At 51.2% G+C, this 26,786-nt stretch carries 28 protein-coding genes; 16 read left to right on the top strand and 12 right to left on the bottom strand.

Translation table 11 applies throughout. The features are described from left to right. Positions 1 to 38: 38 nt before the first annotated feature. From AC5JO6_RS27370 to AC5JO6_RS27380, 3 genes are all read left to right on the top strand, one after another. Positions 39 to 164, top strand: coding sequence for a hypothetical protein (locus tag AC5JO6_RS27370; protein ID WP_496084213.1), 126 nt, complete (start codon positions 39 to 41; stop codon positions 162 to 164). Positions 165 to 203: 39 nt separating this feature from the next. Continuing rightward, complete coding sequence (locus tag AC5JO6_RS27375) at positions 204 to 605, top strand: hypothetical protein (RefSeq protein ID WP_496084214.1); 402 nt, start codon at positions 204 to 206, stop codon at positions 603 to 605. A 187-nt stretch (positions 606 to 792) separates the two neighbouring features. Next, a complete protein-coding gene (locus AC5JO6_RS27380; protein ID WP_496084215.1) occupies positions 793 to 2,016 on the top strand; it encodes a site-2 protease family protein in 1,224 nt (407 codons plus the stop codon). A 29-nt stretch (positions 2,017 to 2,045) separates the two neighbouring features. Here the strand turns inward: AC5JO6_RS27380 and AC5JO6_RS27385 are convergent, their stop codons facing one another. The 7 genes from AC5JO6_RS27385 to AC5JO6_RS27415 form a co-directional block, all read right to left on the bottom strand. Next, on the bottom strand, positions 2,046 to 2,882 hold the full coding sequence (locus AC5JO6_RS27385) for a lipoate--protein ligase family protein (protein WP_496084216.1): 837 nt from the start codon (positions 2,880 to 2,882) through the stop codon (positions 2,046 to 2,048). A gap of 125 nt (positions 2,883 to 3,007) precedes the next feature. After that, a complete protein-coding gene (locus AC5JO6_RS27390; RefSeq protein WP_496084217.1) occupies positions 3,008 to 3,499 on the bottom strand; it encodes a YbjN domain-containing protein in 492 nt (163 codons plus the stop codon). Between the two features lie 401 nt (positions 3,500 to 3,900). Next, entirely contained in the window at positions 3,901 to 4,527 is a 627-nt protein-coding gene (locus tag AC5JO6_RS27395; protein ID WP_496084218.1) for a chromophore lyase CpcT/CpeT, read from the bottom strand. A gap of 17 nt (positions 4,528 to 4,544) precedes the next feature. Beyond that, complete coding sequence (gene glgA, locus AC5JO6_RS27400; protein WP_496084219.1) at positions 4,545 to 6,020, bottom strand: glycogen synthase GlgA; 1,476 nt, start codon at positions 6,018 to 6,020, stop codon at positions 4,545 to 4,547. A 360-nt stretch (positions 6,021 to 6,380) separates the two neighbouring features. Then, the gene (locus AC5JO6_RS27405; RefSeq protein ID WP_496084220.1) at positions 6,381 to 6,590 is read right to left on the bottom strand and encodes a hypothetical protein; all 210 of its coding nucleotides are present in this window, start codon (positions 6,588 to 6,590) and stop codon (positions 6,381 to 6,383) included. 375 nt (positions 6,591 to 6,965) lie between these two features. Further along, positions 6,966 to 7,577, bottom strand: a complete 612-nt coding sequence (locus AC5JO6_RS27410) for a YdcF family protein (protein WP_496084221.1) — start codon at positions 7,575 to 7,577, stop codon at positions 6,966 to 6,968. A 119-nt stretch (positions 7,578 to 7,696) separates the two neighbouring features. Further along, entirely contained in the window at positions 7,697 to 8,584 is an 888-nt protein-coding gene (locus AC5JO6_RS27415) for a tetratricopeptide repeat protein (RefSeq protein ID WP_496084222.1), read from the bottom strand. Positions 8,585 to 8,908: 324 nt separating this feature from the next. Between AC5JO6_RS27415 and thyX the strand changes: the two genes are divergently transcribed. The 6 genes from thyX to rpoD all read left to right on the top strand — a co-directional run bounded on the left by thyX (position 8,909) and on the right by rpoD (position 13,932). Beyond that, complete coding sequence (gene thyX / locus AC5JO6_RS27420; protein WP_496084223.1) at positions 8,909 to 9,631, top strand: FAD-dependent thymidylate synthase; 723 nt, start codon at positions 8,909 to 8,911, stop codon at positions 9,629 to 9,631. A 653-nt stretch (positions 9,632 to 10,284) separates the two neighbouring features. Continuing rightward, complete coding sequence (locus AC5JO6_RS27425) at positions 10,285 to 10,680, top strand: response regulator (RefSeq protein WP_496084224.1); 396 nt, start codon at positions 10,285 to 10,287, stop codon at positions 10,678 to 10,680. Between the two features lie 21 nt (positions 10,681 to 10,701). Further along, on the top strand, positions 10,702 to 11,373 hold the full coding sequence (locus AC5JO6_RS27430) for a polysaccharide deacetylase family protein (RefSeq protein ID WP_496084321.1): 672 nt from the start codon (positions 10,702 to 10,704) through the stop codon (positions 11,371 to 11,373). A gap of 190 nt (positions 11,374 to 11,563) precedes the next feature. After that, a complete protein-coding gene (locus AC5JO6_RS27435; protein ID WP_496084225.1) occupies positions 11,564 to 11,896 on the top strand; it encodes a hypothetical protein in 333 nt (110 codons plus the stop codon). Between the two features lie 566 nt (positions 11,897 to 12,462). Further along, positions 12,463 to 12,603 (top strand): hypothetical protein, encoded by a 141-nt coding sequence (locus tag AC5JO6_RS27440; protein ID WP_496084226.1) that lies wholly within the window; start codon positions 12,463 to 12,465, stop codon positions 12,601 to 12,603. Between the two features lie 189 nt (positions 12,604 to 12,792). Then, positions 12,793 to 13,932 (top strand): RNA polymerase sigma factor RpoD, encoded by a 1,140-nt coding sequence (rpoD, locus tag AC5JO6_RS27445; RefSeq protein ID WP_496084227.1) that lies wholly within the window; start codon positions 12,793 to 12,795, stop codon positions 13,930 to 13,932. A 198-nt stretch (positions 13,933 to 14,130) separates the two neighbouring features. On the opposite strand, the gene AC5JO6_RS27450 is transcribed toward rpoD, so the two are convergent. The 5 genes from AC5JO6_RS27450 to AC5JO6_RS27470 all read right to left on the bottom strand — a co-directional run bounded on the left by AC5JO6_RS27450 (position 14,131) and on the right by AC5JO6_RS27470 (position 17,197). Further along, the gene (locus tag AC5JO6_RS27450; protein ID WP_496084228.1) at positions 14,131 to 14,616 is read right to left on the bottom strand and encodes a photosystem I reaction center protein subunit XI; all 486 of its coding nucleotides are present in this window, start codon (positions 14,614 to 14,616) and stop codon (positions 14,131 to 14,133) included. Positions 14,617 to 14,888: 272 nt separating this feature from the next. Beyond that, positions 14,889 to 16,169, bottom strand: a complete 1,281-nt coding sequence (gene hisS / locus AC5JO6_RS27455) for a histidine--tRNA ligase (protein ID WP_496084229.1) — start codon at positions 16,167 to 16,169, stop codon at positions 14,889 to 14,891. After that, complete coding sequence (locus AC5JO6_RS27460; RefSeq protein WP_496084230.1) at positions 16,160 to 16,432, bottom strand: hypothetical protein; 273 nt, start codon at positions 16,430 to 16,432, stop codon at positions 16,160 to 16,162. The genes hisS and AC5JO6_RS27460 overlap by 10 nt, the downstream gene beginning before the upstream one ends. A gap of 284 nt (positions 16,433 to 16,716) precedes the next feature. Then, positions 16,717 to 17,007, bottom strand: coding sequence for a photosynthetic electron transport-dependent transcriptional regulator PedR (gene pedR / locus AC5JO6_RS27465; RefSeq protein ID WP_496084231.1), 291 nt, complete (start codon positions 17,005 to 17,007; stop codon positions 16,717 to 16,719). 40 nt (positions 17,008 to 17,047) lie between these two features. Next, on the bottom strand, positions 17,048 to 17,197 hold the full coding sequence (locus tag AC5JO6_RS27470; protein ID WP_496084232.1) for a hypothetical protein: 150 nt from the start codon (positions 17,195 to 17,197) through the stop codon (positions 17,048 to 17,050). Between the two features lie 23 nt (positions 17,198 to 17,220). On the opposite strand from AC5JO6_RS27470, the gene AC5JO6_RS27475 reads away from it, so the two are divergent. The 7 genes from AC5JO6_RS27475 (at position 17,221) to AC5JO6_RS27505 (ending at position 26,768) form a co-directional block, all read left to right on the top strand. After that, a complete protein-coding gene (locus AC5JO6_RS27475; RefSeq protein WP_496084233.1) occupies positions 17,221 to 17,457 on the top strand; it encodes a DUF6737 family protein in 237 nt (78 codons plus the stop codon). 302 nt (positions 17,458 to 17,759) lie between these two features. Then, positions 17,760 to 20,153: a protein phosphatase 2C domain-containing protein gene (locus AC5JO6_RS27480; RefSeq protein ID WP_496084234.1), complete on the top strand. Its 2,394-nt coding sequence runs from the start codon at positions 17,760 to 17,762 to the stop codon at positions 20,151 to 20,153. A gap of 138 nt (positions 20,154 to 20,291) precedes the next feature. Then, positions 20,292 to 22,436 carry a glycine--tRNA ligase subunit beta gene (gene glyS, locus AC5JO6_RS27485; RefSeq protein WP_496084235.1) on the top strand — a complete coding sequence of 715 codons (2,145 nt, stop codon included), beginning with the start codon at positions 20,292 to 20,294 and terminating at the stop codon, positions 22,434 to 22,436. A gap of 335 nt (positions 22,437 to 22,771) precedes the next feature. After that, positions 22,772 to 23,137 (top strand): BON domain-containing protein, encoded by a 366-nt coding sequence (locus tag AC5JO6_RS27490; protein WP_496084236.1) that lies wholly within the window; start codon positions 22,772 to 22,774, stop codon positions 23,135 to 23,137. Between the two features lie 291 nt (positions 23,138 to 23,428). Next, entirely contained in the window at positions 23,429 to 24,397 is a 969-nt protein-coding gene (locus AC5JO6_RS27495; protein WP_496084237.1) for a HEAT repeat domain-containing protein, read from the top strand. A gap of 396 nt (positions 24,398 to 24,793) precedes the next feature. Beyond that, positions 24,794 to 25,894, top strand: a complete 1,101-nt coding sequence (locus tag AC5JO6_RS27500; RefSeq protein ID WP_496084238.1) for an alkene reductase — start codon at positions 24,794 to 24,796, stop codon at positions 25,892 to 25,894. Between the two features lie 79 nt (positions 25,895 to 25,973). Beyond that, positions 25,974 to 26,768, top strand: coding sequence for an SDR family NAD(P)-dependent oxidoreductase (locus AC5JO6_RS27505; protein WP_496084239.1), 795 nt, complete (start codon positions 25,974 to 25,976; stop codon positions 26,766 to 26,768). Positions 26,769 to 26,786 lie beyond the last annotated feature (18 nt).

The following is a 26,786-nucleotide window of genomic DNA, read 5'->3' on the forward strand; positions in this document are numbered from 1 at the left end:
GAAGTTTCAGTCAAGAACCACCTACCGTAACCAGTGGAGTGCTTCAACCTCAGCGGTTTTGGTCAAAAGGCGTAATTCTTGAGTACCAAACCTACTTTCCAAATGTGGAAAGTAGCTTGCACGACAAAGGAAAGTATTTGTGGAGCGATCGCCCTAATCTGTAGTTATCCCTAAAGACAGATGCCACTCTCTTTAGCGCCCCCATGAAACTGCTCGGCAGCGATCAAGTCTTTAGGTTGGCGATTTCAACTGCGTCTACTGATTTCATGACTGCCTTGCAAGGCTGCTTTCCAGATCGCTTTTACTCTACCCTTCATCACTGCGATCGCTCTGCAACAGTTAGCCAAAATTCGCCCCAGACCCATCCCTGGGGCTTTCTTATCATCAGCGATGAGAGCCTGGATATGGCTCCAGCCCTCGCACTCAAGCTTCTTCCCAGACATGCCGTCAAAACGACCTCGAAGAAGTACACCCCAGCCTCGTGCTGGGGTTTTTGTTTGAGCATACAGTGGTTTAGTTTGACTCGGCTTGAGGTCTTACCAAAAATCAGCATCGTTACCAACTGTAGTCGCTTAAACCTCAGAGGTTTTGGTCAACACACGTAAGTCTTAGAGAGACAATTCTGACTTTTAGCTACATTGCGGCGATCGCGTTCGGTTAACCGTGCTACCTCAGCCGTCCGTCTACGATCACATCCTTTATTCTGGAGAGAGAGGGCAGGATTGAATTGAGAGTGAGCCTGGTGTCGATCGCTCAGGTATCCTGTTCCCACATCGTATGTAGAGGTCTGTTATGCAGTCTGGTTGGCGGGTCGGTTCCCTGTTTGGTATTCCGTTTTTCATCGATCCATCGTGGGTGGGTGTGCTGTTTTTAATCGCGATTCCGGCAGGGCTGCGCTGGCAGCAAAGTTTTCCGCAGTGGGGTACTGCTTTTGCTTATGGGATGGGCGTTGTGATGGCGCTCCTGCTATTTAGCTCGGTGGTGCTGCATGAGTTAGGGCACAGCCTGGTAGCCAGGGCACAGGGCATTAAAGTGAACTCCATCACTCTATTTTTGTTTGGTGGCATTGCCGCGATCGAGCAAGAATCAAAAACGCCAGGAAAAGCGTTTCAGGTGGCGATCGCAGGACCTGCCGTGAGTTTGTGCTTGGCTGCCCTTTTAGGTACGATCGCTTATGCCATCCCTAGTTCGACGAATGCAGTCAATGTGCTGGCAACTGACCTGGCATGGACTAACCTCATACTGGCTCTGTTCAACCTGATTCCAGGTTTACCGCTGGACGGTGGACAAGTGTTAAAAGCAGCCGTCTGGAAGTTCACAGGCAGTCGCTTTAAGGGCATTCACTGGGCAGCTCGAACGGGGAAAGTTCTCGGTTGGCTGGCGATTCTCTGGGGCACGTTCAGTCTGGTAAGAGGTGACTACAGCGGTCTATGGATTGCCTTCCTGGGGTGGTTTGGTATCCGCAATGCCACGAGTTACGATCGCATGACGGATCTTCAGGAAACCTTGTTGCAGATTACGGCATCCGACGCAATGACGCGGGACTTTCGAGTCGTGGATGCCGACATGACCTTGCGTCAGTTCACTGACACCTACTTGCTGGATACTGCTCGTGCGATGGTGTACTTTGCCGCCTCCAATGGGCGCTACAGAGGTCTGGTCAACGCCGCAGATTTGCACACTATTGAGCGCAGCGAATGGGAAACGCAACCGTTGTCTCGCCTGGTTCAACCCCTGACAGATATTCCCACCGTGGAAGAAGCATCGCCTCTGGTGCAAGTGATCCAGGTGTTGGAATCGCAACAACTCAAGCGCATCACAGTACTTTCTCCGGCTGGTGCGGTTGCGGGCGTAATCGATCGTGGGGATGTGGTACGCGCACTCACGCAGAAAATGAAGATCCCCATCTCAGAGGTGCTCATTAAGCAAATCAAAGAAGAGGGGATCTATCCACCCGGCTTCCAACTGGGAGCGATCGCGCAAGCGGCGGCTGAAGCTTCACCAGCAAACAAATAGGAAAGAATGAGGCATGAGTTTTGAGTTGATCAGCGATCAGCCGTACGATTATTACTAGCTCCTGACTCCTGACTTCTGGCTCCGTTCGGCTGAGTGCTCATGTCAAAGTCCGACTCCTGACTCCTTTCATTGCCCTCTACACAGTCATGCGTCAAAACAGCTTCCCACTCTTCGTCCGACAGTGGTTGCACCTGTAAATTGGCTGCAAAACATGCTTCAGCAGCAATTGTGAGCGCCTTCATCACCGTTTCAACGAGAGCCTCTGGCGGCAATGCTAAAGGCAATGATGAGCGCTCAGGTAAGGCACCAAAAACCTGTTGAAACAAGTCTGGATCGGCGAACAACGGCATTGAACCATGCTGCAACACTCCCGAACCTCGACGCAACTGAGCGCTGCCAATGAGCTTGGCACCATTCGCCAAGAGTAAATCGGCTCCTGTCGCCGTTCCAAAACAGTTGGGATTGCGAAGATAGCCTCGCTTCATCTGTCCATAGTGCAGCTCTACGCCGAGCGATCGCCAGCCCTGAACTAAGAACTCACAAATGGTTTCGTATGCCTGTAGGCGATTGGTCGGCAGCCCTGATGTCACGACAGCGTAGGTTAAATCACCTTGATGCAGTACTGCCCGTCCTCCAGTCGGTCGCCGTACCAAAGCCAGCGGCTCACCCTGCCATGTTACATGCTGCCAGTGTTGTGACCAGTGATGCTGGTGGTAACCCAACGAGATTGCGGCAGGCTTCCAGGTGTAAAAGCGCAAGGTTGGTGGCTGCTTGCCCTGAAGGTGTTGTGTTAGCAACCAGGAGTCCAGCGCCATTTGAACGTTACCTGGCGCGTCCAGCAATGGAATTAATCGCCAGGTTTGCATAAGGGCGTGGGGCTGAGGGGTTGATTGGGTAAGGCGACGATACGCTGACGGTTGAGTTGATGCTATTCCCCCGCTTCCTGCCGTCTTATTCCTTCTAAAAACTAAAAGCCAAAAACTTCTCCAGACTAGCTTGCCCCGAATTCAGCCTGAAGTGGTTCATCCTGATCGTCAGCGATCGTGGCAACCAGGGTAATAGCACGCGAGATTTCACCAGGAGAGAGGTCAGCCAGCGATCGGGTAGAAAGCACCACAACCTCACTGCCCAGGATGGCAAAGCGAGCTTCTAACGTTCCTGACCAGTTCAATTCAAGCAACTTACGGGTGAGCTTAGCTTCATCCTTAGCTGGGAGTTTTAAGACTGCTGCCCAAGCGCTGATGGTATCGTCGTCCGATAGACCTGTCAGCTGTACAAACACCTCTACCGTGCCGTACTTAAATTTCCAAATGTAGCCTCCATCGGTATCGCTTACCATTGCGGTGTTGTCACTGTCCAGGCTGTCAATGACCGTTTCGATCACATCTACGATGGTTGACGCAGTGGTGTTATCGGACTGCTGACTGGCTGCTTCGTCATCCGATCGGTCTTGCTGGGAAGCGGCTGTGGTGGTGGTGGTCATATAACTTTCCGTACAATCGCGTGAGTGAGCGCTAAACGAGGAGATGGACAACGAGCCTTCGTGCTGACGACTGTCAATCTGCCTCAGACAACTCTGTGCATCTTATCAGTGCCTTATCTAGAGTTTACGTTAGCGTCAATTCATTGTGCAGCTCAATAGCATCCTAATCTTTTTATTTTTGTATACCCTGATGGTCTTTGGTAGCGACCCTTTAGCCGTCTCCGATCGCTAGGGCGCGTCATCAATTAGTTCCAAAACCTTGCGGTATCAGCCTGATCGCGCCCGCCTCAACACACCAGGCTAGGGCGCGTCATCAATTAGCTCCAACAAAACCTTGCGGTATCAAAATGATCGCGCCCGCCCCAACACACCAGGCTAGGGGCTGGAACCCTTGCTGCAAGTCATGTGTAGTTGTAATTGCTGGCAGCCCCTAGCTCAGCCGCAAAATCCCGTCGCTTCGTGTAGCGATAGGGACCCATGACTGCTCCCCATGTCGCAGTTTGGGTTTCAAGATCAATGCCTTTGTCGTAGCTTTCAAAGGTGTTTGAGCGTGCTGCAAACCCAAGCTGTACTTGAGATTGTTTACCTTGATAGGAGAAAAAGCACTGATAGCCGGACACTGGATGCGCTGAAATGCTCTCTGAATCAGGCTGCTGGGTAATTTTGAGCAGACAGCCAGGTAAAAATTCAATCTGCTCTAGCGTGATTGCCTGGAGAAACTCTGGCTTTAACCCTGCACCTTTGGCAGCGATTGGGTCTTTAAAAGCATAAAACTGCGCTTGCAGCGGGGCTTCGGCATCATTGGTTTGCATCAACCGGATAAGTCGCTGACGGTAGGGTTGATCGAGGGTGAGCACGTTTGCTTGTTCTGCAAAAAAGGTCAAACTGTCTTCGCTGAAGAGTGGCACGGGTCGTAGCCATAAGCGCAAATGGACATACCAGACAGGCTCAGCGATCGCCTGTTCGCGGTTGTCGAATTCGCCTGCTATATAGTGAGCCAGCGTGACAAGAGTTGGAGAAAAGGGCATGGTGTCCGCTGCCTGTATTACTGGTGGCGAATGCGATCGTAAATTTCCAGGTAGTCTTTGCCTGGATAATTCCACGAATAGTCGTAGTTCATGCCCTGTAGCTGGAACTTACGAAACTCATCGGGGTTGTCGTACCACAAATCGAGTGCCCGATCCATCGCTGATTCGAGTGCTGAATCATCGGTTTCATAGAAGACATAACCATTGCGCTCTTCGGGCAGGTGCTTTTCATCGTAATCGCGATCGAAGACCGTATTCACCAGTCCACCCACACCGCGCACGACAGGGATTGTGCCATAGCGCAGACCAATCATCTGGGTCAAGCCACACGGCTCATAATTACTGGGCACCACGATGAAATCGGCTCCTGCATAGATGAGGTGAGAAAGTTCTTCATTAAAGCCAAGCTCCAAATGCACATCGGGGTTGTCGTTCAGAAAATTCTTTTCGTGCCAGAAATGATCGTTAATACCTGCTTCAGTAGCAGATCCCAGCAAAACGAACTGAGCGCTCCGTTGCAGCGCATGATAAATCGCATGGTGAACCAGATGTACCCCTTTTTGTTCATCTAAACGACCGATAAAGCAAACCAGCGGTCGGTCAACATCACGCAGCAGCAAACGTTCTCGCAGTGCCTGTTTGTTTTTCGCCTTGCCTGCCAGATCGTCTTTGGTGTAAGCGTGGGGAATGTAGCGATCGCTCTCTGGGTTCCAGACATCGTAGTCAATGCCATTGAGCACACCAGAGAACTTGTCCTGATACAGATGCAGTGTGTGACCCAAGCCATAGCCAATCTCAGTACAGCGGGCTTCCCAGGCATGATGCGGCGAGACGGTGGTGACATAGTTTGAGTAAACAATGCCGCCTTTCATGAAATTAAGCGCAAACGGATTGAAGTTGTCGCGCAGGCGATCGATGTGGAAGTAATGGTCTTCTCGATTTAGCCCGGTTGCCCACAGCACATCACTGCCACCCATCCCCTGATGCTTGAAGTTGTGGATGGTGTAGCAAACACGCTGATTTTCCATCCCCTGATACTGGTAGATTTCAAACAGCATTACGGGCACCAAGCCTGTCTGCCAGTCGTGACAGTGGATCACATCCGGACGCTTGTTACTTTGCAGCAGAAACTCTAGCGCGGCTTTGCTGAAAAACGCAAAGCGAATATTGTCATCCACGCAGCCGTAGTAGCGACCTTGATTAAAAAACTTATCCTGTGAATGCGGCTGAATGAAAAAACACAGCCGTCCATACACCCAGCCACAATAAACAGAGCAGCGAATGATGCCGCCATACCAGGGTACTGACAGGTTCTCATACGCAACATGCAAACCCCAAATATGGTCGTAGCGCATACAGTCATACATCGGCAAAATCAGCTCGACGGTATGACCACGGATTTCTAACTCCCGGCTCAGTCCATAGACAACATCCCCTAACCCTCCAGCTTTAATCACTGGGGCACACTCAGAGGCAATCTGTACGATATACATGCTTACTCCTCGCTGAGGGGATAACTAAGCTCCACGCTCACAAATTATAGAATTTCTGGCAGATGCGCAACCTGCCCTATGGGTATAAACGATCGCTCAAAACGATTACAGCATGAGTAAAACAACCCAAAATGGTTTGCTGGTGGCGAAAAAGAGGCGATCGCAGAGACAGAAAAGGGACGTTAGGGGATTGCAAGAAAAGAAGATACCAGTGGTTTGGGTTTCGGCTACACTCAACCCGCTAGGACTGAAGGTTGAGCGCCGTCGAAACCTGGTTCATTGGTCGATTGTTAAACCGCAAAGCCCTTACAGATCACGTCCCCTAAAAATCGAAGTATGCGAAATCACGTCAAAGCTGTCTTACTTCCCCTTCACAGTTTCCACAAACCGAGTGAGCAGCCAGACAAGTACGCAAAGAAGTGCCAGGTAGCCGATCGGACCGACTTGCTCCCAAACTTTGATCCAGGCAGGATCAAGCGGATTCCACTGCGGTGTAGGACTGGGAGGAATGTCTACCGTGAGCGCAGTGAAGGTGGGGGAATGCGTCAATGGTGAGGCTTTGATATTCATAGTAAGAACCGTTGAAGCCCTGATGGTTGATTGAACGAAAGGGTACTTTAGCCGTAGGTTCAACAGGATCACAGGCTCAGGACTGCTGTCTCTAATGGTGGCTCAATGGTGCGATCGCGTGCAGCAGTCTCCACAGGTTGATCGACCGCGATCGCCAGAAATGGTTCCTGGTCAAAATTCGTTTCTATAGTGATCCTGTTTGAGTTGTGAGAAGCATCTTGATGTCAGCTTTTCTCTAACCGCTAACCGCTAACCGCTAACCGCTAACCGCTGACCGCTAACCGCTAACCGCTGACCGCTGACCGCTGACCGCTCAATCATTAAGTACCGCTCACAAATGACTTGAGACTTCTAGACAGGCATCATTGCTGATAGTTAGCGATCGTCTGAACGACGCACCAGCGTTGAACCTGTATGCCCAGTTGTGAGCCACAGAATCGCTCTGGCTCCATCTCGAACGGCTTTAGACATCGGTTCCGTTGCCTGATCAGATGGCATGGAGACTGGCTTAAGATCAATCCCCCGACTGCCAAAAACCAGTTCACCGATCACGCGGGCGCGGCGCATGTGATAGTCGGATGTAATCAGATAAACGCTATTAATGCCTCTGGCTCGAAACGTGTCAACCAGGGTCGTAAAATTGCTAACGGTATCAACCGCATGGCGATCGACGTGAAGGCGTGTCGGGCTGATCCCAGCGTCAGCAAAAACGCCTTCGGTATAGGCTTGCGGGCTGCCACCAGAAACCCAGATTGGAATCTCCGGGTGCCGACGTGCAAACTCAGCCGCAAAATTTTCTCGTTTCGGAGTGCCGCCTAGCACTAGAATCGCCTGCGGCTCTACGAAGTAACGTTTGAGTTCGCGGTAGCCCAGCCATAGCATTGGCGCAAGAATCAGCAGCCAAAGCACCGATCGCACCTTAAAACGTCCGGGCTGATTAACCCTGGCGCGTGCATGATTCAAGTAGAGCAGTCCTCTCAGTCCCATAATGAATGCGTCAAACGCTGCTTGGGGCAAGCTACCACGTTTTTGATCGTGTCCCTGTCAAAAATAACGCTATTTTTTAGAATGCAGACAATCTGCTCAAGTTACCCGTTTCGTTGATCCTACTGCGGTGCAGACAGGCGTTGTGGCACTCCACGATCTTGCGCCTGAGCGATCGACGCTCTAATGCGAGGGGTTTCTAAAAATTTCTTGGTATCAGCCAACAGTCGATTGCCCCAAAGATTTTCTTTCAGAAATTTCAAATCGCTATAACGACTGTCGATCTGAATGGCTGCTTCGCCTAGAGTCAACCCCTGTTCACGATCGCCTTTAGAGTAAAGTGCAACTGCCATTGCTAGCTGTGGTTCTGCTGCCTTTGCATCGATCGCCACAGCCGATCGCCAGCGCCGAATGGCTTCATCAGTATCACCATTTTCGTACTTAATCAGCCCGATATTATTAATCGCGGGCCAAAACGTTTTGTCTTGAGCCACTGCTTTTTCGTATTGAGTCAGCGCCTCGGCAAATTGGCGTAGCATCAGATACGCATTTCCTAGATCAAACAAGGCACCCGGTACATTTGGTTTAATCTTCAAGCCCGATTTGAGATAGTCGATCGCGGTTGCATAGCTGTTCTTCTGGAAATACGCTGAACCTAGCGCAAACAGCACGGCTGAATTTTTCTGGTCTAAACCCTGTGCCTTTTTGAGTGCTGTAATGCCATTGTCCAGGTCATTTGTTTGCAAATACAAACCACCTAAAAGTGACCAGATTTCTGGACTTTTAGGTGCAAGCTGGGTTGCTAAACGCGCTCTCGGCAAAGCAAGCTCATACTGTTGAAATTGAGCCAACTGTGCTGCCTCTTGAGCCAAGCTCAAACCCTGTCGCTCTAACTTTGTTTGATCCAACTGGACAGTATGGGGCACCAATAGCTGCGCCGCAGCAGGTTGGGCAGCACTCCATAAACCAAGAAGAAACAGGAACGAAACGAAAGAATTGCGATTGGGCACGGGACAGCCTTTGAAACGTTGTAGTGGATTGACAGATGGCTTGATTCATCTGCTGTCTATGGTGGCACAAAACTGCAAAAATGCTTGGAAAAGTGGAAGCTATCAGCAGTCAGCAATTAGCGGTCAGCTATCAGCGTTTGGCTTCGGTGCAGATTCGGCTCATGACTCAAAGGACACGTCCTGCTATCCAAATGCCCTCGACTCCACATGCCCCACAAGGCAATCGTCTAGCGACGTTCAAAGGCATTAAGAAATTCCAATTAAGCTCACATCAATGACGAGAACCCTTATCCTAGATAGCCTGCTGTTTTATCGCCCTGACTTATGGATCGCTTTACTGTTGCTGTCATTTCTCAAACGCCGAACCCTCAGCAAGCGATCTACGCTGCAATGCATCAGGACTATGCCGAAGGGTTTGTCTGGGACGATCGCGCCGACTGGCCCGATGAAGCTAAATGCGGCGAAATTGTCGTCAAAAATCTGCTGGCAGGCAATCGGGGTCACTATGGACCGCTAGAGCATCCCCAAATCATTCTCAACTGCGGCTGGTTTCCCCACAGCACGATGCAACAGATGCGAACGCATCGAGTTGGCGTTAGCTTTGACGTACAGTCGTTCCGCTATACAGGACAGCGCCTTTTAGATGTCGCAGCCGGGAAGCAAGAGGCAGATGCCGTGTTCTACCTGCGCCCTTTAGGAACTTATACCGATCGCCAGGGTAAGCGGTATGACTACACCCTTGAACAACGCCAGCAAGATTTAGACTGGTGTCTAATAGCCTGTCAGCGCTACGCCGATCGCATTCAGCAAGGCTTTTCAGAAGAACACGCTAGAGGCTTGATTCCGTTTGACGTGCGGCAGCATTGGGTCATGTCTGCAAATGTGCGATCGCTGATGCACCTGCTAGACCTGCGCTGGAAACTGGATGCGCAGTTAGAGGCGCAAAAGCTGTGTGAAGTAATTTGGCCCCACTTTCAAGCCTGGGTACCTGCGATCGCCGAGTGGTACGAAGCCAATCGCCTCAAAAAAGCCCGGTTGTCTCCATAAACGCTCCGTAAGCTCGGCAGTTCAAACCCAGTGGACTTAGAGCTTGCTAAAAAATCACTGCACACTTTTGGATCAGCTATCAGCTATCAGCTTTTCGCTGACGGCTGACGGCTACAGACCATGCTGTTCTTTCTGTACAACTCCTGAGTGATGCAGAAATGAGTGATGCAGAAACATCATTCATCATCATGCTTAATTTTCGCTGGCTAGAAAGAAGCAGAATTTGTATGTCATCCGAAAGACGATCGTTGAATTCAGTGCTGCGATCGATCTACGAAGATCTTGCTTTTTGGTAGAGGTTCGACTCTAGGCAAATGCAAGTTTGCTTTGGAACGATTTCGAGGTGAGTTCGCCCAGAACGAGGGACTCAAGCCCTTGTTACAGAGCATGTTGGTATGCATGTTTAAGTAAAGCTGGACTTAATTCTAATCGTTAGGTTACTTCTAAGAAGTATTGCAAAATCTTTCTTAAGAGCTAACGTAAAAGCGAAGAAAAGCGGAAGCGTTTCGGTCAGGCAAAAGAGCGCCAAAAGGAATTAGCAAAAAGCTTTGAGCGCTTTTGTTCGTAAAAACTACCCCTTTTGCAGACGGTATAGTAACAAGCAGACCTAAACTCCTTTTTAGACATTGGCGAACCGCCCGCTGTTTTGCGCTATGCAACTACCATCAAGTGATATTCTTCTACTGGCAAAACAGCCCCATAGGATGAGTGCGCTGGCATCAGTGCTGCACTATTCCAGCTACTCCATAGTGAGCGTTAGCTCAGAAGAGCAAGCACTTGCCCGAATGACTCAGCAACCACCCTTTCTGATGATTCTGGCTGGTGATCATCAAAACTGGTCTCAAACACTGCTTCAGGAACTACGAGTGTTTGCTAACAAGCATCGCACGACCTTTGTCGCCTTGACCGATTTTCATGCGCCGCGCTGGATGCATCAGGAAGAGAACCCTGGGTTTGATGGTTTTCTGGTTTCTCCACTCAGCAGCGAAGTGCTGTTAGCACTGGTACAGTCAGCGCAGACACGGCAAGCTTTTTGCCTCGCCGTATAGTCTACATCCCACAAATCAATGTTGTCCTTTGCACCTGCTTATCCACTGCTTTATGAAGCACTCAAGCCGCTGTTTCCAAATTGCTTGTGGTCTGGCAATCGTTCCTCTCGCACGATCGCGCTAACCTTTGACGATGGACCGCATCCGCGCTATACACCGCAACTCCTGGAGCAGTTAGAGCGCCACGGTGTGACTGCCAGCTTCTTTTGGTTAGGAGCCTGTGTCCATCGATCGCCCGCGATCGCGCGTGCTGTTTACGCACAGGGACACTGGATTGGGCTGCATGGCTACGACCATCGATCGTTTCCCCTCCTTTCAGCGTCTGCACTTAAGCAAACCCTGGCAGAAACGCAGTCTGAAATTACACTTGCCTGTCAGCTCCCACCAACCGCCGTACGTGATGTCCGTCCTCCTAATGGACTTTTTACACCTCAAACCCTGACCCTACTTCAACAATGGCAGTATCGCCCCGTGATGTGGAGCGTGGTCCCTGAAGATTGGGTTAGACCAGGCGTGACTACGGTTGTTCAACGCATCCTGCAACAAGTTAAGAACGGCTCTATTATCGTGCTTCACGATGGCGCTCATGGCGGAATTGATGTTGCCGAGACCGTAGGGCAATTACTTCCCCTACTCCTGGCACAAAACTACCGCTTCGTCACCATTGATCAACTCTGGCAAGCGCACTCCTGAAACTTCTGTAACCGTGCCTCAACTATAGGACACAGCTTTTTTGGGACATCGTGTTAGATTCTGAAGCTCTTCAACCCATACTGAGTTAACCACTGTGAGCAAACACAGCATTGGTCAGCCCGCTTTTCCATTACCAAAGAGTTATAAAAGGCACAGCTCACGATATCGTTATTCCTGGTAGGTCATAGTTGTGTTGCCTATAGTGGTCAATGAGGAACAAATCTTCACGTTTAGTTTTTGGTTGAACGGCAGCGTTCGCAGTGGTATGTCTCACGAAGGTGAGCTTTACTGCCGCTTAGCATCGTTTTCCATCCAGAAACGTCCTCGTGTGTATCAGCTTGGCTGCAAGCTAACCCAACAGCAGACAGCGATCGTTCTAAGTAGCTCTGCTGCTACCTGTAGCCTTTGGGGCAGTCTGCGTGACCCCTCCATGAAACGTATTCTTCTTACTGCTGACACGTCTAAGCTTCTGGAGACAATGCTTCTTCCTCAAACCAAAGCATACTCAGGCGACCAGGATTAATCATTGCTTGATGCAACCTGCCAGAAATCCAGGGTCAAACTGTTCACAAAGCGTTACATTGCCTTGTATATGTAACGTTGCATGTTGTGAAAATGAGCGATCGTTGTCGAAGTGATGCATAAATTCCATCGCTGTAATCACTAGCTAGCCTTCTAGATAGGCGTTTCCCAGATTAAATCAAGCTTTAAGAATTCGTTAGAATGGCTGAATTCTTTCAGTAAATTGTTAGGATCAGGCTCAGTCGTTCTTCAGTATCGTGGAAGAACCTCATGATCATTCAGCTTTGCTCTGCTAACTTAGAATATCTGAGTTAACGTAACGATCAGAGGTTCATATCCATTTAGAGATTGAGGTAAAGAGCTACTTCAGCCCCATTCACTTTAGAATTTGGTAAGAATCTGGTACCAGAGCTTTCTTTGCTGAAACCTGGATTGTCCAGTACACAACTTCCAGTTCCACTGATTCCTCAGTTAACGCATCAACTAACGCATCAACGAATTCCTCAAATGTATAGCGACCCAAGAATAAGACATCTGCTAGCAGGGCACCCTTTTGCAAGTAGCACGATGAATTGTGATGAAACTTTGATGTTTCGTTTTGCGGATGCTATCGCTGTTGCAGGCGCTGCTTGCCTTCGCTGGATTGCTCCAGCAAAGCAAAAATGTACGTCTTTTGTTAGAAAAGATACAATTGAGAGCATCTCTTGAATGTGTCAATTACTGTACCCTTGAGTTTGGTGCCTCTATCTGAGGGAATGCCTTTGGTGAGGAGGTTGATTTTCATTGACTAGTGAAGATGCTTGGCTGTGTACTCTTTTCGATTATTTCAGCTCTGAATCTCAGGTGTGAATTTCTCTGTAGACCGATTTTCTAGTTAAGGAGCATGAGGAACGCGGCATGACCCAGGCCAACGACGTACTCGAAATCGAGCTTTTAAGCAATGCCTCTGGCGATTTGCCCGAGGGTGAATTAGGGTTCTTCATTGAAGATGAAGATCGAGATGAACCTGCTGATGTCGCTACAGACGAGGAAGATAGTAAGCCTGGTAAGGCTCGGTCTACTCGCCGTCGGACAGCAGTAAAGAAAAAGCACTACACCGAAGACTCCATTCGCCTGTATTTGCAGGAAATTGGTCGTATTCGGCTTTTGCGGGCGGATGAAGAGATCGAGCTTGCACGCAAAATTGCTGATCTACTTGAGCTTGAGCGCATTCGAGAAGACTTGCTGCTACAGTTAGACCGCGACCCTCAGGATAAGGAATGGGCGAATGCCGTCAACATGCCGCTTTCGGCATTCCGCCATCGGTTGCACTTGGGTCGTCGTGCCAAAGACAAAATGGTGCAATCGAACTTGAGACTGGTGGTTTCGATCGCCAAAAAGTACATGAATCGGGGCTTGTCGTTCCAGGATTTGATTCAGGAAGGCAGCTTGGGCTTGATTCGGGCGGCAGAGAAGTTTGACCACGAGAAAGGTTACAAGTTCTCCACTTACGCGACCTGGTGGATTCGTCAGGCGATTACACGGGCGATCGCTGACCAATCTCGCACCATTCGACTACCCGTTCACCTTTACGAAACGATTTCGCGCATCAAGAAAACCACCAAGCTCTTGTCTCAGGAAATGGGGCGCAAGCCGACTGAGGAAGAAATCGCTACTCGGATGGAAATGACCATTGAGAAGCTGCGGTTTATCGCCAAGTCTGCTCAACTGCCAATTTCTTTGGAAACACCGATCGGTAAAGAAGAAGATTCTCGCTTAGGCGACTTTATCGAATCTGATGGCGAAACGCCTGAAGATCAGGTTTCTAAGAACCTGCTTCGAGAAGACCTGGAGAGTGTTTTGGACACGCTCAGCCCTCGTGAACGTGATGTTCTTAGACTGCGTTACGGCTTGGACGATGGTCGCATGAAAACGTTGGAAGAAATTGGTCAGATCTTCAACGTCACGCGTGAACGCATTCGCCAAATTGAAGCGAAAGCACTGCGTAAGCTCCGCCATCCTAACCGTAATAGCGTGCTAAAGGAATACATTCGCTAAGCGATCGTTCTCTCAGCAGTCTTTAGCGCGTGAAACCTAAGCCCGACAGAATGATCTGTCGGGTTTTTAAGTGCTGGATGCAGGTCTGCGATCGCACCGAATGCGACTGACACAATAGGAAGGTCTTAAAAAAAAGGAAGGTCTTAAAAAAGAGCCTGGATCGAGTCGATCCAGGCTCTCTGCGATTTAAAGACCGCTTTAGTTGTTGACTAAACCACGGAAGATGGAATCCACCGTAGAGAACTCATTAAGCAGGAAGAATGCCACGAAAGCGCCGCCTGTGGCACCGATGAAGAAACCACCCGTGAGTTGGCTCCAGCCATCAGCCGTCTGTAAAGAGTCTTTAGAACCGCTGCTTTCATCTTCAAACGTCACAAGACCGTAGATAGAGAGACACGCTGTTGCAATCAGGATCAGCGCTAAGCCTGAAATCAAGCCACCTAATGCGGCAACGTCAGAGTCGCGCAGTGGTCCAAACTTAACCCAGGGTCCAATGAGGAAGTAACCATGAGCAAGACCAATTTCGAGACCGCGCACGATCGGAGCAAGCCCTTTGCGATAGGCAGGCAGATTACCAATAAATGCTTTGGTAAAGGCAGAATCGCTAATCGGGGTAGACAAGTGTCCTGTAAAAGGATCGCCTTTCCAGGGTTGAATAAGCTCAGCATTTCTAGGGTCAGACATAACTGAATGCGTCCTATTAGTCTAAAGGTTTCTAAGAATAGGCTAATTTTACGTCCAGGTTGGGATCGTTCGTTAGAGAAGCCATCTGAACCGTTAGAAAAGTTAATAAGAACTAGAGCAGGACTGACGCATTTTGACCAAAACCTTCGAGGTTTAAGCGACAACATTGGTGACGATGCTTAAGTCTTGGTTAAAACCTCCGAGATTTGCGTAGATCCTACAGAAAAGACAAACGCCAAAAAAGACAAACGTCAGATTCAGCCTTGATGCTGCTATGCTTGTTCTTCTCGATCGCGGTCTATTTTCTGCTGAAATTCGTTGAAGCAGTTCAGTAGGTTAGCTTGCTTAATCTCCTCCTGGTTGCCGCTTGCCAGCCACTTTAGCTGCACAGTTTGATTTGCCGCTTCAGCATCTCCCAGAATAAAACAGGCGATCGCTCCACTGCGATCGGCACGCTTAAATTGCTTGCCAAACGCGCTCCCGCTCAGGTCTAGCTCAGCTTTGAAGCCTGCTTGACGGAGTGTTTGTGCCAGTTTCAACGCCTGTAGCTCAGCAGCTTCGCCTCTCGATACAAGGTAAAAATCGGTGGTAGTTGGTTGTATCGGTTTGAGTTGCTGCAAAAGCCCGATGAGCCGCTCCAAGCCAATTGCCCAACCGATCGCCAGAGTTTCTGGTCCACCCAATTCAGTGACCAAGCCGTCGTAGCGTCCACCACCGCCAACCGTGCCAAACTGCACTGATTGAAACTCAAAGGCAGTGTGGCTGTAGTAGTCTAACCCGCGTACGAGCTTTGGATTCAGGGTGTAGGCAATCCCTAAATCAGTTAGAAGTTGCTGTACTTTGGCAAACCGTTCTTGCGAAGTTGCGCTCAGGCTTTGCCCCAAGAGTGGTGCCTCCTGCAAAATAACCTGTGTTTTCGCGTCTTTGCTGTCGAGAATGCGTAAAGGATTGCGCGTCAGGCGATCTTGTGAATCGGGATCAAGATCTGCTTTGTAAGGGGTGAGGTAATCGACTAGCAGGCTGCGGTACTGCGATCGATCTGCCCGTGTGCCCAGAGAATTTAGCTCTAGCTGTAAATCGGTCAACCCAACGGCTTGCAGAATATCAACGGCGATCGCAATGACTTCAGCATCCGCGCGGACATCACCACTACCCAACAGCTCTACACCTAACTGGTGAAACTGCCGCTGTCGCCCAGTACCGGGACGCTCGTAGCGGAACATTGCGCCCATGTACCAGAGCCGCTGGACACCGCCTTGAGCGTGTAGCCCATGCTCGATGAAGGCGCGTACAACACCAGCGGTACCTTCAGGACGAAGCGTCAGCGATCGCTCACCTTTGTCCTGAAAGGTATACATTTCTTTACCCACTACGTCGGTTGCTTCACCGATCCCCCGCTCAAATAGATCAGTTTGCTCAAAAAGAGGAGTGCGAATTTCTTCAAAGGCAGCTCTTGCTAAGATTGACCGAGCCGTTGCCTCAACTTGCTGCCAGTAAGCAATTTCTCCTGGCAGGATGTCCCGCGTTCCTCGTTGCGCTTGAATTAAACCCATGTGTTGTCTGAATTGACTGCTTCCCAGGCACCGTAGCGATCGCTATAGTACGCCAAAATTCGCTGCACTTGCTCACGACAGGTTAAGTCTGAGTCAGGTTCACTTTTGATCCACAGGCTGTCAATCTGACTCAGGCGATAGTCAAACTGCTGAGACTGTTGCGGCAGCAGTTCTACGACCACTCCATCAACTTGACCGAGATGAGCCGCAATTTCACGGTAAACCGCTAACGGCAGACCTGGGCAGCGAATGCGATCGTCCACTCTGTCTTCTCCAGTGCTAAAAGATAAACGTCACTCAACAAAGTGTTACCTACCCAGTCAAGGTCTCACTTACAGGACTTACGCAGATTGAGTTGAAAGCTGCCCCCCGATCCCCAATTCTGGGGGAGTAAGCGATCAAAGTCCCACAGAATTGGGGGATTAGGGGGCAAGTGCGTAAGTCCTAACTTAAAGAAGATCGCTCATTCAAAGTCCTAACGCTTCATGCCAGTGACAGTGGCAAACACTATTAGAGGCAAACACTATTAGAGGCACACACGATTGGATCAGGAGGCTGCCTCATTGCCAAGTTTCGGCAAGTTTACGTTTGGCAAGGCACAGCAGTTGACCTCATCCAGGCACACCTTACCCCACTGCAACGCCCAGCGCACCAATGCCACTCGATTATCGGTTTCAGTTTTTGTCAAAATGTTGCTGACGTGATTATCGACGGTGCGTTTGCTAATTTCCAGCTTTTCGGCAATTTCCTGATTGGTCAAGCCAGAAGCTACCAGTTCGATGACCTGAAGTTCTCGGTCTGAAAGAGGACCCTGCACTTGAGATTCACCAGCAGCCATAGATTCCTCGTCTGTGTATATCTACTTATCAACCCTTATTCTAGGGTAAGTTAGCAGAAATACTCATCACGATCGCCGTTAGCGCTGTGATGAAACGCGATTCCCAAAGCTTGATGTTCAGGCTTCTAAACCGATCGGCGCGATCGGGTTTAGGATTAGGTGTGATCCGGTGCAAAGCGCCGATCGTCATGCCTCTTCTGCGTATGCCTGACTATGACCCCCCCTGACAATGTATGGACACATAAACCGTGGTGGTGCCAACCCTGGTCGATTTTGTTGACGGGCTTTGCGTTGATTGGCGGCAGTTGGGGACTGTTGCGGATAGTCTGGTTGACGGTCATTGTAGCGATTCCGGTGCTGACCTGGATGGGCTTTTTTTTGCTAGTCTACCCCCGATTGATGATGCAGAATGGAGCCTTACCAGATGGAGTTTCCTCTGATCATGAGTAGCGATCGCGGCTCCTGTACTCGTTCCTGACTGAAAGTTGCCGACTGGTTTCTCGATCGGTTTGCCACACTGATTCTGTTCCTGGGTTTAACATAAGGAAATATTTGCTCACCAAAGCCGCAACCTGGATAGCGCTTGAGCCGTTCAGCATGGCTCAATGTCTTTAACCCTACCGCCGATGCTAGATCTGGTATCGATAGCGGGTATGAAGGTCAGAACTGTCGCCACGTTCTGCTGTTAGAGCTATGTCAGGTGAGGAAACGTATGGCTTCATGAGCGCAGATAGACCTGGCAAGGACTTTTCATGCACAGCGAGACGGTCACAATCTACTGCCCCAACCACCTTTGTCAGGCTCCTAATCCAGAGAGCCACCGTTTTTGCCAGCAATGTCGCACCCATCTGCCAAAGCGTTATCTATGGGCAGTGGGTAAAGGTATTGATGCGTATCGATCGGGCGATCTGCTGGCTGGGCGCTACAGCGTGAAAGAAGGCAGCATTGTGCTGGATACGCAGCCAGGACGACTGCCGCGATCGCCAGCGGAGATTTCGCCTGATCTTGAACCCTACCTTCGGTTAGTGCCGTATCAACTGCATGTACCGCAGGTGTATGGGCTTGTAGAGTCAGCGCCAAAACAGGGGGGGGACATTTTGCTCCTGGAGCAAGCGCCACTTTATACAGAAGGAGTCGTGAGCGCTTCATTAGAGTCCCTCGAAGGGCAACTCATGCCAGCGCTAACGGCTGTTTGGGCGCAAAGTTCCGCCTTGCGTCAGCTCAATTGGCTGTGGCAGTTAGCGCACCTCTGGGAACCGCTTGCCAGTGAAGGGGTTGTTTCAACGCTGCTTCAGCCAGAGTTGCTGCGAGTCGAGGATGCATTGGTGCGGTTATTGTCGCTGCAATCTGATGGCAGGAGAGCCATACCGCTGACATCGCTCGGTCAACTTTGGCAGCAGTGGCAGCCAACCGCACAGCCAGCGATTGCCGCTTTTTTAGATGAGCTTTGCCAGTTGATGCAGCAGGGGCAGATCAGGAATGCTGAACAACTCATCATGTTGCTCGATCGCGCGTTGGTTGCCTGTGGACGATCGCAATCGCGCCAAATGCACATTGCCACCCTGACTGACCAAGGACCCAGCCGTCAGCGCAACGAAGATGCTTGCTATCCACCAGGAGGAACGGTCTGGACGAGTCTTGAGCCTGGGCAAAACCAGCCTCTGGTGATCGTCTGCGATGGCATCGGTGGACACGAAGGTGGTAGCGTTGCCTCCAATTTAGCGATCGCAACGTTACAGCAGCAGCTACAAACCCTGCCGCCCCAAGGTAGCGACATTGAACCCACGGTCTTAATGCTGCAACTCGAGCAGGCGACGCTGACCGCAAATGATGTTATCAGTCAGCGCAACGACAACGAGCAACGGCAAGAACGGCAACGAATGGGCACGACGCTAGTGTTGGCACTGTCGTATGCCCATGAACTCTATCTAACGCATGTTGGCGACAGTCGCATTTACCGTATCACTCGCGCTGGCTGTCATCAGGTGACACTGGATGATGATTTGGCGGCGCGTGAAGTGCGGCTGGGTTACGCCCTGTACCGTGATGCACTACAGCAACCGGGGTCTGGTTCTCTGGTGCAGGCACTGGGGATGAGCGCCTCGACAACGTTGCATCCGACGGTACAGCGTTTTGTGCTGGATGAGGACTGTGTCTTCTTGCTGTGTTCGGATGGGTTGAGTGACCACGATCGCGTCGATGAATACTGGCAAAGCGAACTCGTACCCCTGCTGGATGGCAAGGCGGATGTTGCCACAGCCAGTCAGCGCCTGCTGGCGATCGCAAATAGCAAAAATGGGCACGACAACGTAACGATCGGGCTTCTGCACTGCCAGGTGTCATCACAGCCGTCGCAAGATACTATCCCCTTGCATGTGGCGCTAGACATCCCCAACGTCGGGGGCATGCAGGCAACCAGTACGGCGCACGACCATTTCTCTACGATGAGGACTCAGACTGCAACACAAGCTAAGACCCATATTTTACCAACCCGCAAGCCATCGACTAACCCGTTTGTAGCGCTGTTGGCATTGCTTGTGGTGCTAGGGTTGGGTAGCGTGTTTGCCTATGCATTGTTCCCTGGCTTACGCCCGTGGCTCGCCACGCTACCCGGTTTGCGATCGCGCCCGCTGCCTGAAGCAACGGTCACGGCACCAGCGCCTACCCCAGCCGAAACAAGTCCATTGCCCGCTACAGAAGCGTTAGTCGTGGGGTCGCTGCTACAGGTTGGGCAAGCTACAGCAGAAACGCCCCCAGCAGCCGAAAAACCGCTCGTCCTTTGGAGCCAGCCTGATCTACCTAACTTACCCGAAACGGCTCGTGTGCGCCTGGGTACAATTCCTGCTGGTAGCGTGTTACAGCTTTCGAGCCGACAGGCAATTTCCGATCGCGGCTATTGGTTAAAGCTCAAAGTCTGCTCTGTACCCACCCTTACTCCTCAACCCTCTGTAAGTCCACCCACATCAGCGATCTTGCAACCTGGAGAAACTGGCTGGATTGAGCAGGACGCGATCGCTCCATTGGTGACTCAAAACTTGGGGCTAAAAGCGTCACAATTAGGAGCCTGTGCCGTCGTGCCGCCAACCGCTTCAGAATCTCCAGCGTCAACTACAGCCCCTTTACCCGCGACCAAGCCACGTGGGTAACGTTCAGTCATCTCGGTTTAGGTGCAGCCACTTGCAGCGGCTATCTCGTAGCAGTCTCTGAGCGGCAAACCACCTGACATTCTCTCAGCACGGTAAACTGATGGAATTAAAAGCTGTCTGGCAGTAGGTTTGGGAGTTATGGCAACGTTTTTGCTCGAAGTTGGGACGGAGGAATTGCCTGCGGGGTTTGTCGATGAGGCGCTGACGCAGTGGCGATCGCGTATCCCCCAAACGTTGCAGGAGCGCCACTTGCAGCCAACGGCGATCGAGTTTTATGGCACTCCACGACGACTGGCAGTACTGATTAAAGGGTTGCCTTCGCAGCAGCCCGATCGAGAGGAGGAAATCAAAGGACCACCCGCGCAGGCTGCGTTTAAGGACGGTCAACCGACGAAAGCGGCTGAGGGCTTTGCTCAAAAACAAGGTGTGACAGTCGCTGATCTAGAAATTCGCCCGACTGAAAAGGGAGAGTTTGTATTTATCCGCAAAACTATTGCTGGACAGCCAACCGCTAAGCTGTTGCAGCAACTGGTACCTGAGTGGATTACTGGGCTTCAGGGCAAACGGTTTATGGTCTGGGGTGACGGCGACCTGCGGTTTTCGCGCCCGATTCGCTGGCTGGTGGCACTGCTGGATGATGCGGTGCTGCCGATCGCCCTCGTCAGCGGCTCCGAAACCTGCACCAGCGATCGTTACTCTCACGGGCATCGTGTCCTGCATCCTCAGCCGATCGAGCTAGCTCACGCTGACGCTTATGTCAGTGCCTTAGAGTCTGCCTTTGTTGCTGTAGACCCAGAGCAGCGGCAGGAGACGATTCAGCAGCAAGTACAGGCAGCCGCCAGTAAAATTGGTGGCACCGCCGTCATCCCGCCTAGTTTGCTGCGCGAAGTGACAAATTTGGTGGAATGGTCAACCGCTGTGGTGGGCAAGTTTGAGTCAGCGTTTCTAGAGCTACCGTCTGAGGTCATCACCACCGAAATGGAGAGTCACCAGCGGTACTTTCCCGTGCTTAAACAGGCTGATGCGACTGAACTACTGCCGTACTTCATCACGATTTCTAATGGCGACCCCGCTAAAAGGGAGATGATCGCGGCTGGCAACGAGCGCGTGATCCGTGCCCGTTTGTCCGATGGCAAATTCTTTTTCGATGCCGATCGCGCCATTCCTCTCGAAAATTACCTGCCCAAGCTGGAAACCGTCACCTTTCAAGAAAGTCTGGGATCAGTGCGTGCGAAAGTCGATCGCATCTGCAAGAATGCTGCCCTCATTGTTGAACAGCTTCATATGCAGCATGGCGAAGATATTTTCCGTGCCGCCTTGCTGTGTAAAGCCGATCTGGTCACTCAAATGGTCGGCGAATTTCCAGAGCTACAGGGCGTGATGGGTCAAAAATATGCGTTGACTAGTGGCGAAACGGATGCTGTCGCCACCGCTATTTTCGAGCATTATTTGCCCAAAGGAGCTGGAGACAGCCTGCCTCAAACACTGGCTGGTCAAGTTGTGGGATTGGCAGACCGTTTTGATACGCTGGTCAGCATTTTTGGGTTGGGTCTGTTGCCGACCGGGTCTTCAGACCCCTTCGCCTTGCGCCGTGCCGCAACCGCGATCGTCAACATTATCTGGGCAGCAAACTTGCCCTTAAATGTCGATGCTTTGCTTCAGCAAAGTACCACTACATTCATCGACACCTTTGCTTCTGTCACAAAACTGAGCCTATCAACCCTGCGGCAACAGCTTCAAGATTTCATGCTGCAACGCCTTCGCACTCTGCTTCAGGACGATCAGCACATCGACTACGACCTGGTGAATGCAGTGCTGGGCGAGAATGACCCAGAATACGCAGAACGGTCGCTAAAAGACTTGCTGGACGTGCGCGATCGCGCCCTCTTTCTGCAAGCTCGTCGCAACGATGGCACCTTGGCGACCATCTACGAAATCGTGAACCGTGCTTCGCGTTTGGCTGCACAGGGCAATCTGGCGACGCATCAGCTCGACCCTTCAGCAGTTGTCCATCCCAACCTATTTCAAAAAGACTCAGAGCAGGCATTTTATGATGCCCTTAGTGAACTGCACCGCCTGATGCACGGACAGCAGAATTACCAAAAGCTGGTCGCCACTCTCAGCCAAATGACACCGACACTGAGCCGCTTCTTTGACGGCGCTGATAGCGTTCTGGTGATGGACTCTGACCCAGCGATCAAGCAAAATCGGCTGAATCTCCTGGGCGTGCTGCGAAACCACGCACGAGTGCTGGCAGACTTTGGAGCGATCGTCAAAAGCTGACGCTTACATAGCAGTCTCAAATCATTTGTGAGCGGCACTTGAGTATTGAGCGAGCAGCAGTTAGCCACCCGCTTTTCTCTCACCGCTGACCGCTGACCGCTGACCGCTAAGAACTGCTAGCCATATTGCTGCTCACGATTCATTTCGGATCGCTATATCGGATCGCTATAGCAGTGCTAACCGTTTGAACGCACGACCTTAATGCTTTCTTTCTTGAAATTCAACTCTTCTCCCTGTAGGGTGACGGAGGAATCGCTTGATCGAGAGAAAATCTTTATCTAACACAGATTCAGTTGAGTGTTGGTTGAGAAGAAACTGTTTTTTGGAGAAAAATCATGGGTTGGCTACAACGAATTTTTGGGAAAGAAAAGCCTGCGGGCGCTCAAGTGAATCCTGAGCCAGCACCTGCTTCGGCAGAAGTGCCCGAAGCGGAAAAAACAGCATCTGGTGGGATCGCACCTGAGCGTGTGGGGTTGAACGGCGAATATGATCAGAGCGGACTTGCCAAGCGAGTTGCCCTCGCCTTTGACGAAGATCCCGGTTTGGATGACATTGAAACGCTATGGGTTGCTCAGCTTGGTACAACCGTTGTGCTCAAGGGCAAAGTGCCCAGTCAAGACTTGCTTAATAAGGCGATCGAAGTTGCTAGAAGCGTGAACGGTGCTGCCGATGTCACCACGGCTGAAGTGAGCGTGGGCTAAACCATCCGCTTCATTCTGACTAAAGAACTAAAAAGAGCCTTTGCGGATGCGTTCGCTAAGGCTCTTTTTAGTAGCACCATTGATCACTAACGCGCTTATACCATTTCACTAAACTGTGGCTACACAGGCAAGCTTCGGCTGGCGATCAGCGGTCAGCGGTCAGCGGTCAGCAATAAGAACGAATCTGTAGGGCGATTTTTTAGAATTGGTATTATTGCCTGCTGGTTTAGAGTGCGGCTCATTTGTAGAATGAATAGGCGTTAGCGTAGACTCTCGCTACCAGACTGACCGATGGCAAAATCACGCAAGCTAGACGAAACACTCGCCGCACTGAACCAGATTTCTGATCCCACATCTGACGCTGCGATCGCGCTTCTGCGACAGGTTCTAACGGGTAAATATGGTGTTGCGATCGCCCAGGCAAGCCGTTTGATCCACAAGGCTGAACTTTACAGTCTCATACCCGATCTGGTGGCTGTCTTTGATCGCTGCCTGATCAAGCCTGAAGCGACCGATCCGGGTTGCCTTGCTAAAACAGCGATCGCGGACGCGCTGTATCACCTCGACTATCGTGAAGAAGCACTCTTTATCCAAGGCATTCGTCATGTGCAAATGGAGTCCGTCTGGGGCGGTAAGGATGACACAGCGCCAGCCCTGCGGAGTGTCTGCGCGTTGGGTTTAGTGCGAATGAACTATCCGCAGATGCTAAGCGAGCTTGCCGATTTACTAGCCGATCCCAAAGCTGAAGCGCGCATTGGTGCAGTCCGAGCGATCGCCTACGCCAATCATCCCGATGCCGCACCGCTTTTGCGTTTGCGAGTCCAGGTTGGTGACGAACCACACGTTTTGTCAGAATGTCTGCTGGCGCTGCTCAAATTAACTCCAGCGCGATCGTTACCATTGGTGATCCGGTTCCTCGATCCGCCAACCGATCCGCTCTTCCCGCTGAGGGCAACTGAAGTTGCGGAAATGACAGCCTTGGCACTTGGCGAATCACGCTTACCAGAAGCGTTTGATCCACTGCGGCGCTGGTGGGAGCGATCGCGCGATCCCGAACGACGTAAAACGGCGTTGTTGGCGATCGCTATGCTGCGACACGATGAACCGCTGGCATTTCTACTCGCGCTCGTTGCCAAAGGGCTTGCTAGAGAGGCAAAGGACGCGATCGCGGCTCTTAGCCTCTACCAACAGGATGAGGTGTTGTGGCAACGTGTCTGTCAAACTATCGAGCAGCGTAGTAGTGGCGATGAGCTTAATTAGCAGATTGCTCTAATTAAAGTCATTTGTTTTTCGAGGATGGGTACTACGCTTTGAGCTTACGATTCACGGTTTAAATCGTTCGATCTAAATCATTCGATCTAAATCATTCGATCTAAATCATTCGGTTGATCAGCGCAGCTAGAGCGCCTGTAGGGAAACCATACTCACGGTTGATTTGGCGGAGAAGCGGTATGGGGCTACTTGCGCGATCGAATGTCCCACAGTATAGTTTAATAGTTCAAGAACCTCGAACAAGTAAATAAGGTGATTCTGTATACCTGGAACGCTAGCGTTGGGTTCGATAGCTTCACGTCGAACAAAGCATTCAGATCAAGACCGCCATCGCTGTAAGGCTGATGTTGCTTGTAATCGATTCATCAATGGAGAGACTGCACTATGAGTGCTGAGATCAATCTTTTTTCACCAATTCAACTGGGTGCTTATACGCTACCCAATCGCATTGTCATGGCACCGCTAACCCGTAATCGCGCCAGTGATGGCAACGTTCCCACCGAGTTAAACGCAATCTACTACGCTCAACGAGCCTCGGCTGGACTGCTGATCTCTGAGGCAACGCAAGTAACGCCCTACGGACAGGGTTATCCAGCTACTCCAGGCATCCATTCGCCAGAGCAAGTGGAAGGCTGGAAACTGGTAACAGAAGCAGTTCATACCCATGGTGGACGAATTTTCTTGCAGCTTTGGCACGTGGGGCGGATTTCGCATCCTTCATTGCAGCCGGATGGAGTGCTGCCAGTTGCGCCCAGCGCGATCGCGCCTGCTGAAGGTGAAGCTAGCACCTACGAGGGACCGAAGCCCTATGTCACGCCACGCGCACTGGAAACCGACGAACTTCCAGGCATTGTTGAGCAATATCGCCAGGGTGCTGCAAATGCTCTCGCTGCTGGCTTTGATGGCGTTGAGATTCACGGTGCAAACGGCTATCTGCTCGATCAGTTTTTGCGCGATGGGACGAACAAGCGCACGGATGCCTACGGCGGCAGCATCGAAAACCGTTCCCGTCTGTTACTGGAGGTAACCGCAGCCGTTGTTAGCGTTTGGGGGGCTGACCGTGTAGGCGTTCGCCTCTCGCCCAGCGGTACTTTTAACAGCATGTCGGATTCTGATCCTAAAGCGACCTTTGGCTATGCGATCGAGGCACTCAACCAGTTTGGGCTGGCGTATCTACATCTGCTGGAACCCAGCGAAGCGGATGAACGTCACGGTGGGATGCTGATTCCCACGTCGTACTTCCGTCCCCTTTTCAAGGGCGTACTGATGGCTAATTGGGATTACGATCGCAACAAAGCCAATACCGCGATCGCCAACGGCAACGCCGATTTGGTGTCCTTTGGTCAGCTCTTTATCGCTAACCCCGATTTGCCAGAACGCTTTCGAGTGAATGCGTCCTTGAACAAGCCTGATCCATCCACATTTTATGGTGGCAGTGAGAAGGGATACATTGATTACCCAGCCCTTGAACTCCAGGCAAGCTAAGGTTGCCCAGATCCCCGATTTTTTCAAAAAGTCGGGGATCTAAATGGCTGATTGCAGTGTTTTTGGGAGACGATTGCCGATGGACTTGAAATTAGTCGGTAAAACAGCGTTAGTCAGCGGCTCTACCGGAGGCATTGGCTTTGCGATCGCTCAGGCGCTTGCCCAAGAGGGAGCCTCGGTGATCGTCAATGGTCGCTCGGAATCACGGGTGCATCAGGCGATCGACCAAATTAAGACGACGACACCCGATGTCTACCTGTCCGGCATTGCGGCTGACTTAGCCACCAGCGAGGGCGCAGCTCAACTCTTTCAACAGGTGCCCACCGTCGATATTCTGGTGAACAACCTGGGCATCTTTGAGCCAAAAGCCTTTGGAGACATTACAGATGCAGATTGGCTGCGGTTTTTTGAAGCAAACGTCTTGAGTGGCGTGCGCTTGAGCCGTCAGTACCTGCCTCAAATGCTGGAGTGCAACTGGGGACGCGTGATCTTCATCTCCAGCGAATCGGCAGTGCAAATTCCGGTGGAGATGATCCACTACGGCATGACTAAGACGGCACAACTGGCGATCGCCCGTGGTCTCGCTGAGATGACGGTTGGCACCAATGTAACGGTGAACTCCGTGCTGCCAGGACCCACTCGTTCTGAGGGCGTGGGCGATTTTGTCGGCAAGATGGCAAGCGATCGCGGTATCGCTGTTGCTCAAGTCGAAAAGGAATTTTTCGAGACTGTTCGCCCTTCCTCGCTCATTCAACGCTTTGCCACTGTTGAAGAAGTTGCTGCTCTGGTCACCTACATATCCAGCCCTGTATCGTCCGCAACGAACGGCACCGCACTGCGAGTTGATGGCGGTGTGGTGCGATCGATTCTCTAAAACCGTTTTTTGGACTTG

This window comes from Tildeniella sp. (assembly GCF_059505325.1).

Bases quoted from the DNA above. Each gene is read 5' to 3' on its own strand.
- thyX (WP_496084223.1), top strand. From the start codon at position 8,909: ATGGATCGCTTTACTGTTGCTGTCATTTCTCAAACGCCGAACCCTCAG.
- pedR (WP_496084231.1), bottom strand. From the start codon at position 17,007: ATGGCTGCTGGTGAATCTCAAGTGCAGGGTCCTCTTTCAGACCGAGAA.
- AC5JO6_RS27450 (WP_496084228.1), bottom strand. From the start codon at position 14,616: ATGTCTGACCCTAGAAATGCTGAGCTTATTCAACCCTGGAAAGGCGAT.
- AC5JO6_RS27475 (WP_496084233.1), top strand. From the start codon at position 17,221: ATGACCCCCCCTGACAATGTATGGACACATAAACCGTGGTGGTGCCAA.
- AC5JO6_RS27495 (WP_496084237.1), top strand. From the start codon at position 23,429: ATGGCAAAATCACGCAAGCTAGACGAAACACTCGCCGCACTGAACCAG.
- AC5JO6_RS27375 (WP_496084214.1), top strand. From the start codon at position 204: ATGAAACTGCTCGGCAGCGATCAAGTCTTTAGGTTGGCGATTTCAACT.
- AC5JO6_RS27395 (WP_496084218.1), bottom strand. From the start codon at position 4,527: ATGCCCTTTTCTCCAACTCTTGTCACGCTGGCTCACTATATAGCAGGC.
- AC5JO6_RS27425 (WP_496084224.1), top strand. From the start codon at position 10,285: ATGCAACTACCATCAAGTGATATTCTTCTACTGGCAAAACAGCCCCAT.
- AC5JO6_RS27500 (WP_496084238.1), top strand. From the start codon at position 24,794: ATGAGTGCTGAGATCAATCTTTTTTCACCAATTCAACTGGGTGCTTAT.
- AC5JO6_RS27385 (WP_496084216.1), bottom strand. From the start codon at position 2,882: ATGCAAACCTGGCGATTAATTCCATTGCTGGACGCGCCAGGTAACGTT.
- AC5JO6_RS27410 (WP_496084221.1), bottom strand. From the start codon at position 7,577: ATGGGACTGAGAGGACTGCTCTACTTGAATCATGCACGCGCCAGGGTT.
- glyS (WP_496084235.1), top strand. From the start codon at position 20,292: ATGGCAACGTTTTTGCTCGAAGTTGGGACGGAGGAATTGCCTGCGGGG.
- AC5JO6_RS27490 (WP_496084236.1), top strand. From the start codon at position 22,772: ATGGGTTGGCTACAACGAATTTTTGGGAAAGAAAAGCCTGCGGGCGCT.
- rpoD (WP_496084227.1), top strand. From the start codon at position 12,793: ATGACCCAGGCCAACGACGTACTCGAAATCGAGCTTTTAAGCAATGCC.
- AC5JO6_RS27380 (WP_496084215.1), top strand. From the start codon at position 793: ATGCAGTCTGGTTGGCGGGTCGGTTCCCTGTTTGGTATTCCGTTTTTC.
- AC5JO6_RS27470 (WP_496084232.1), bottom strand. From the start codon at position 17,197: ATGACGATCGGCGCTTTGCACCGGATCACACCTAATCCTAAACCCGAT.
- AC5JO6_RS27505 (WP_496084239.1), top strand. From the start codon at position 25,974: ATGGACTTGAAATTAGTCGGTAAAACAGCGTTAGTCAGCGGCTCTACC.
- AC5JO6_RS27405 (WP_496084220.1), bottom strand. From the start codon at position 6,590: ATGAATATCAAAGCCTCACCATTGACGCATTCCCCCACCTTCACTGCG.
- AC5JO6_RS27390 (WP_496084217.1), bottom strand. From the start codon at position 3,499: ATGACCACCACCACCACAGCCGCTTCCCAGCAAGACCGATCGGATGAC.
- glgA (WP_496084219.1), bottom strand. From the start codon at position 6,020: ATGTATATCGTACAGATTGCCTCTGAGTGTGCCCCAGTGATTAAAGCT.
- hisS (WP_496084229.1), bottom strand. From the start codon at position 16,169: ATGGGTTTAATTCAAGCGCAACGAGGAACGCGGGACATCCTGCCAGGA.
- AC5JO6_RS27480 (WP_496084234.1), top strand. From the start codon at position 17,760: ATGCACAGCGAGACGGTCACAATCTACTGCCCCAACCACCTTTGTCAG.
- AC5JO6_RS27440 (WP_496084226.1), top strand. From the start codon at position 12,463: ATGAATTGTGATGAAACTTTGATGTTTCGTTTTGCGGATGCTATCGCT.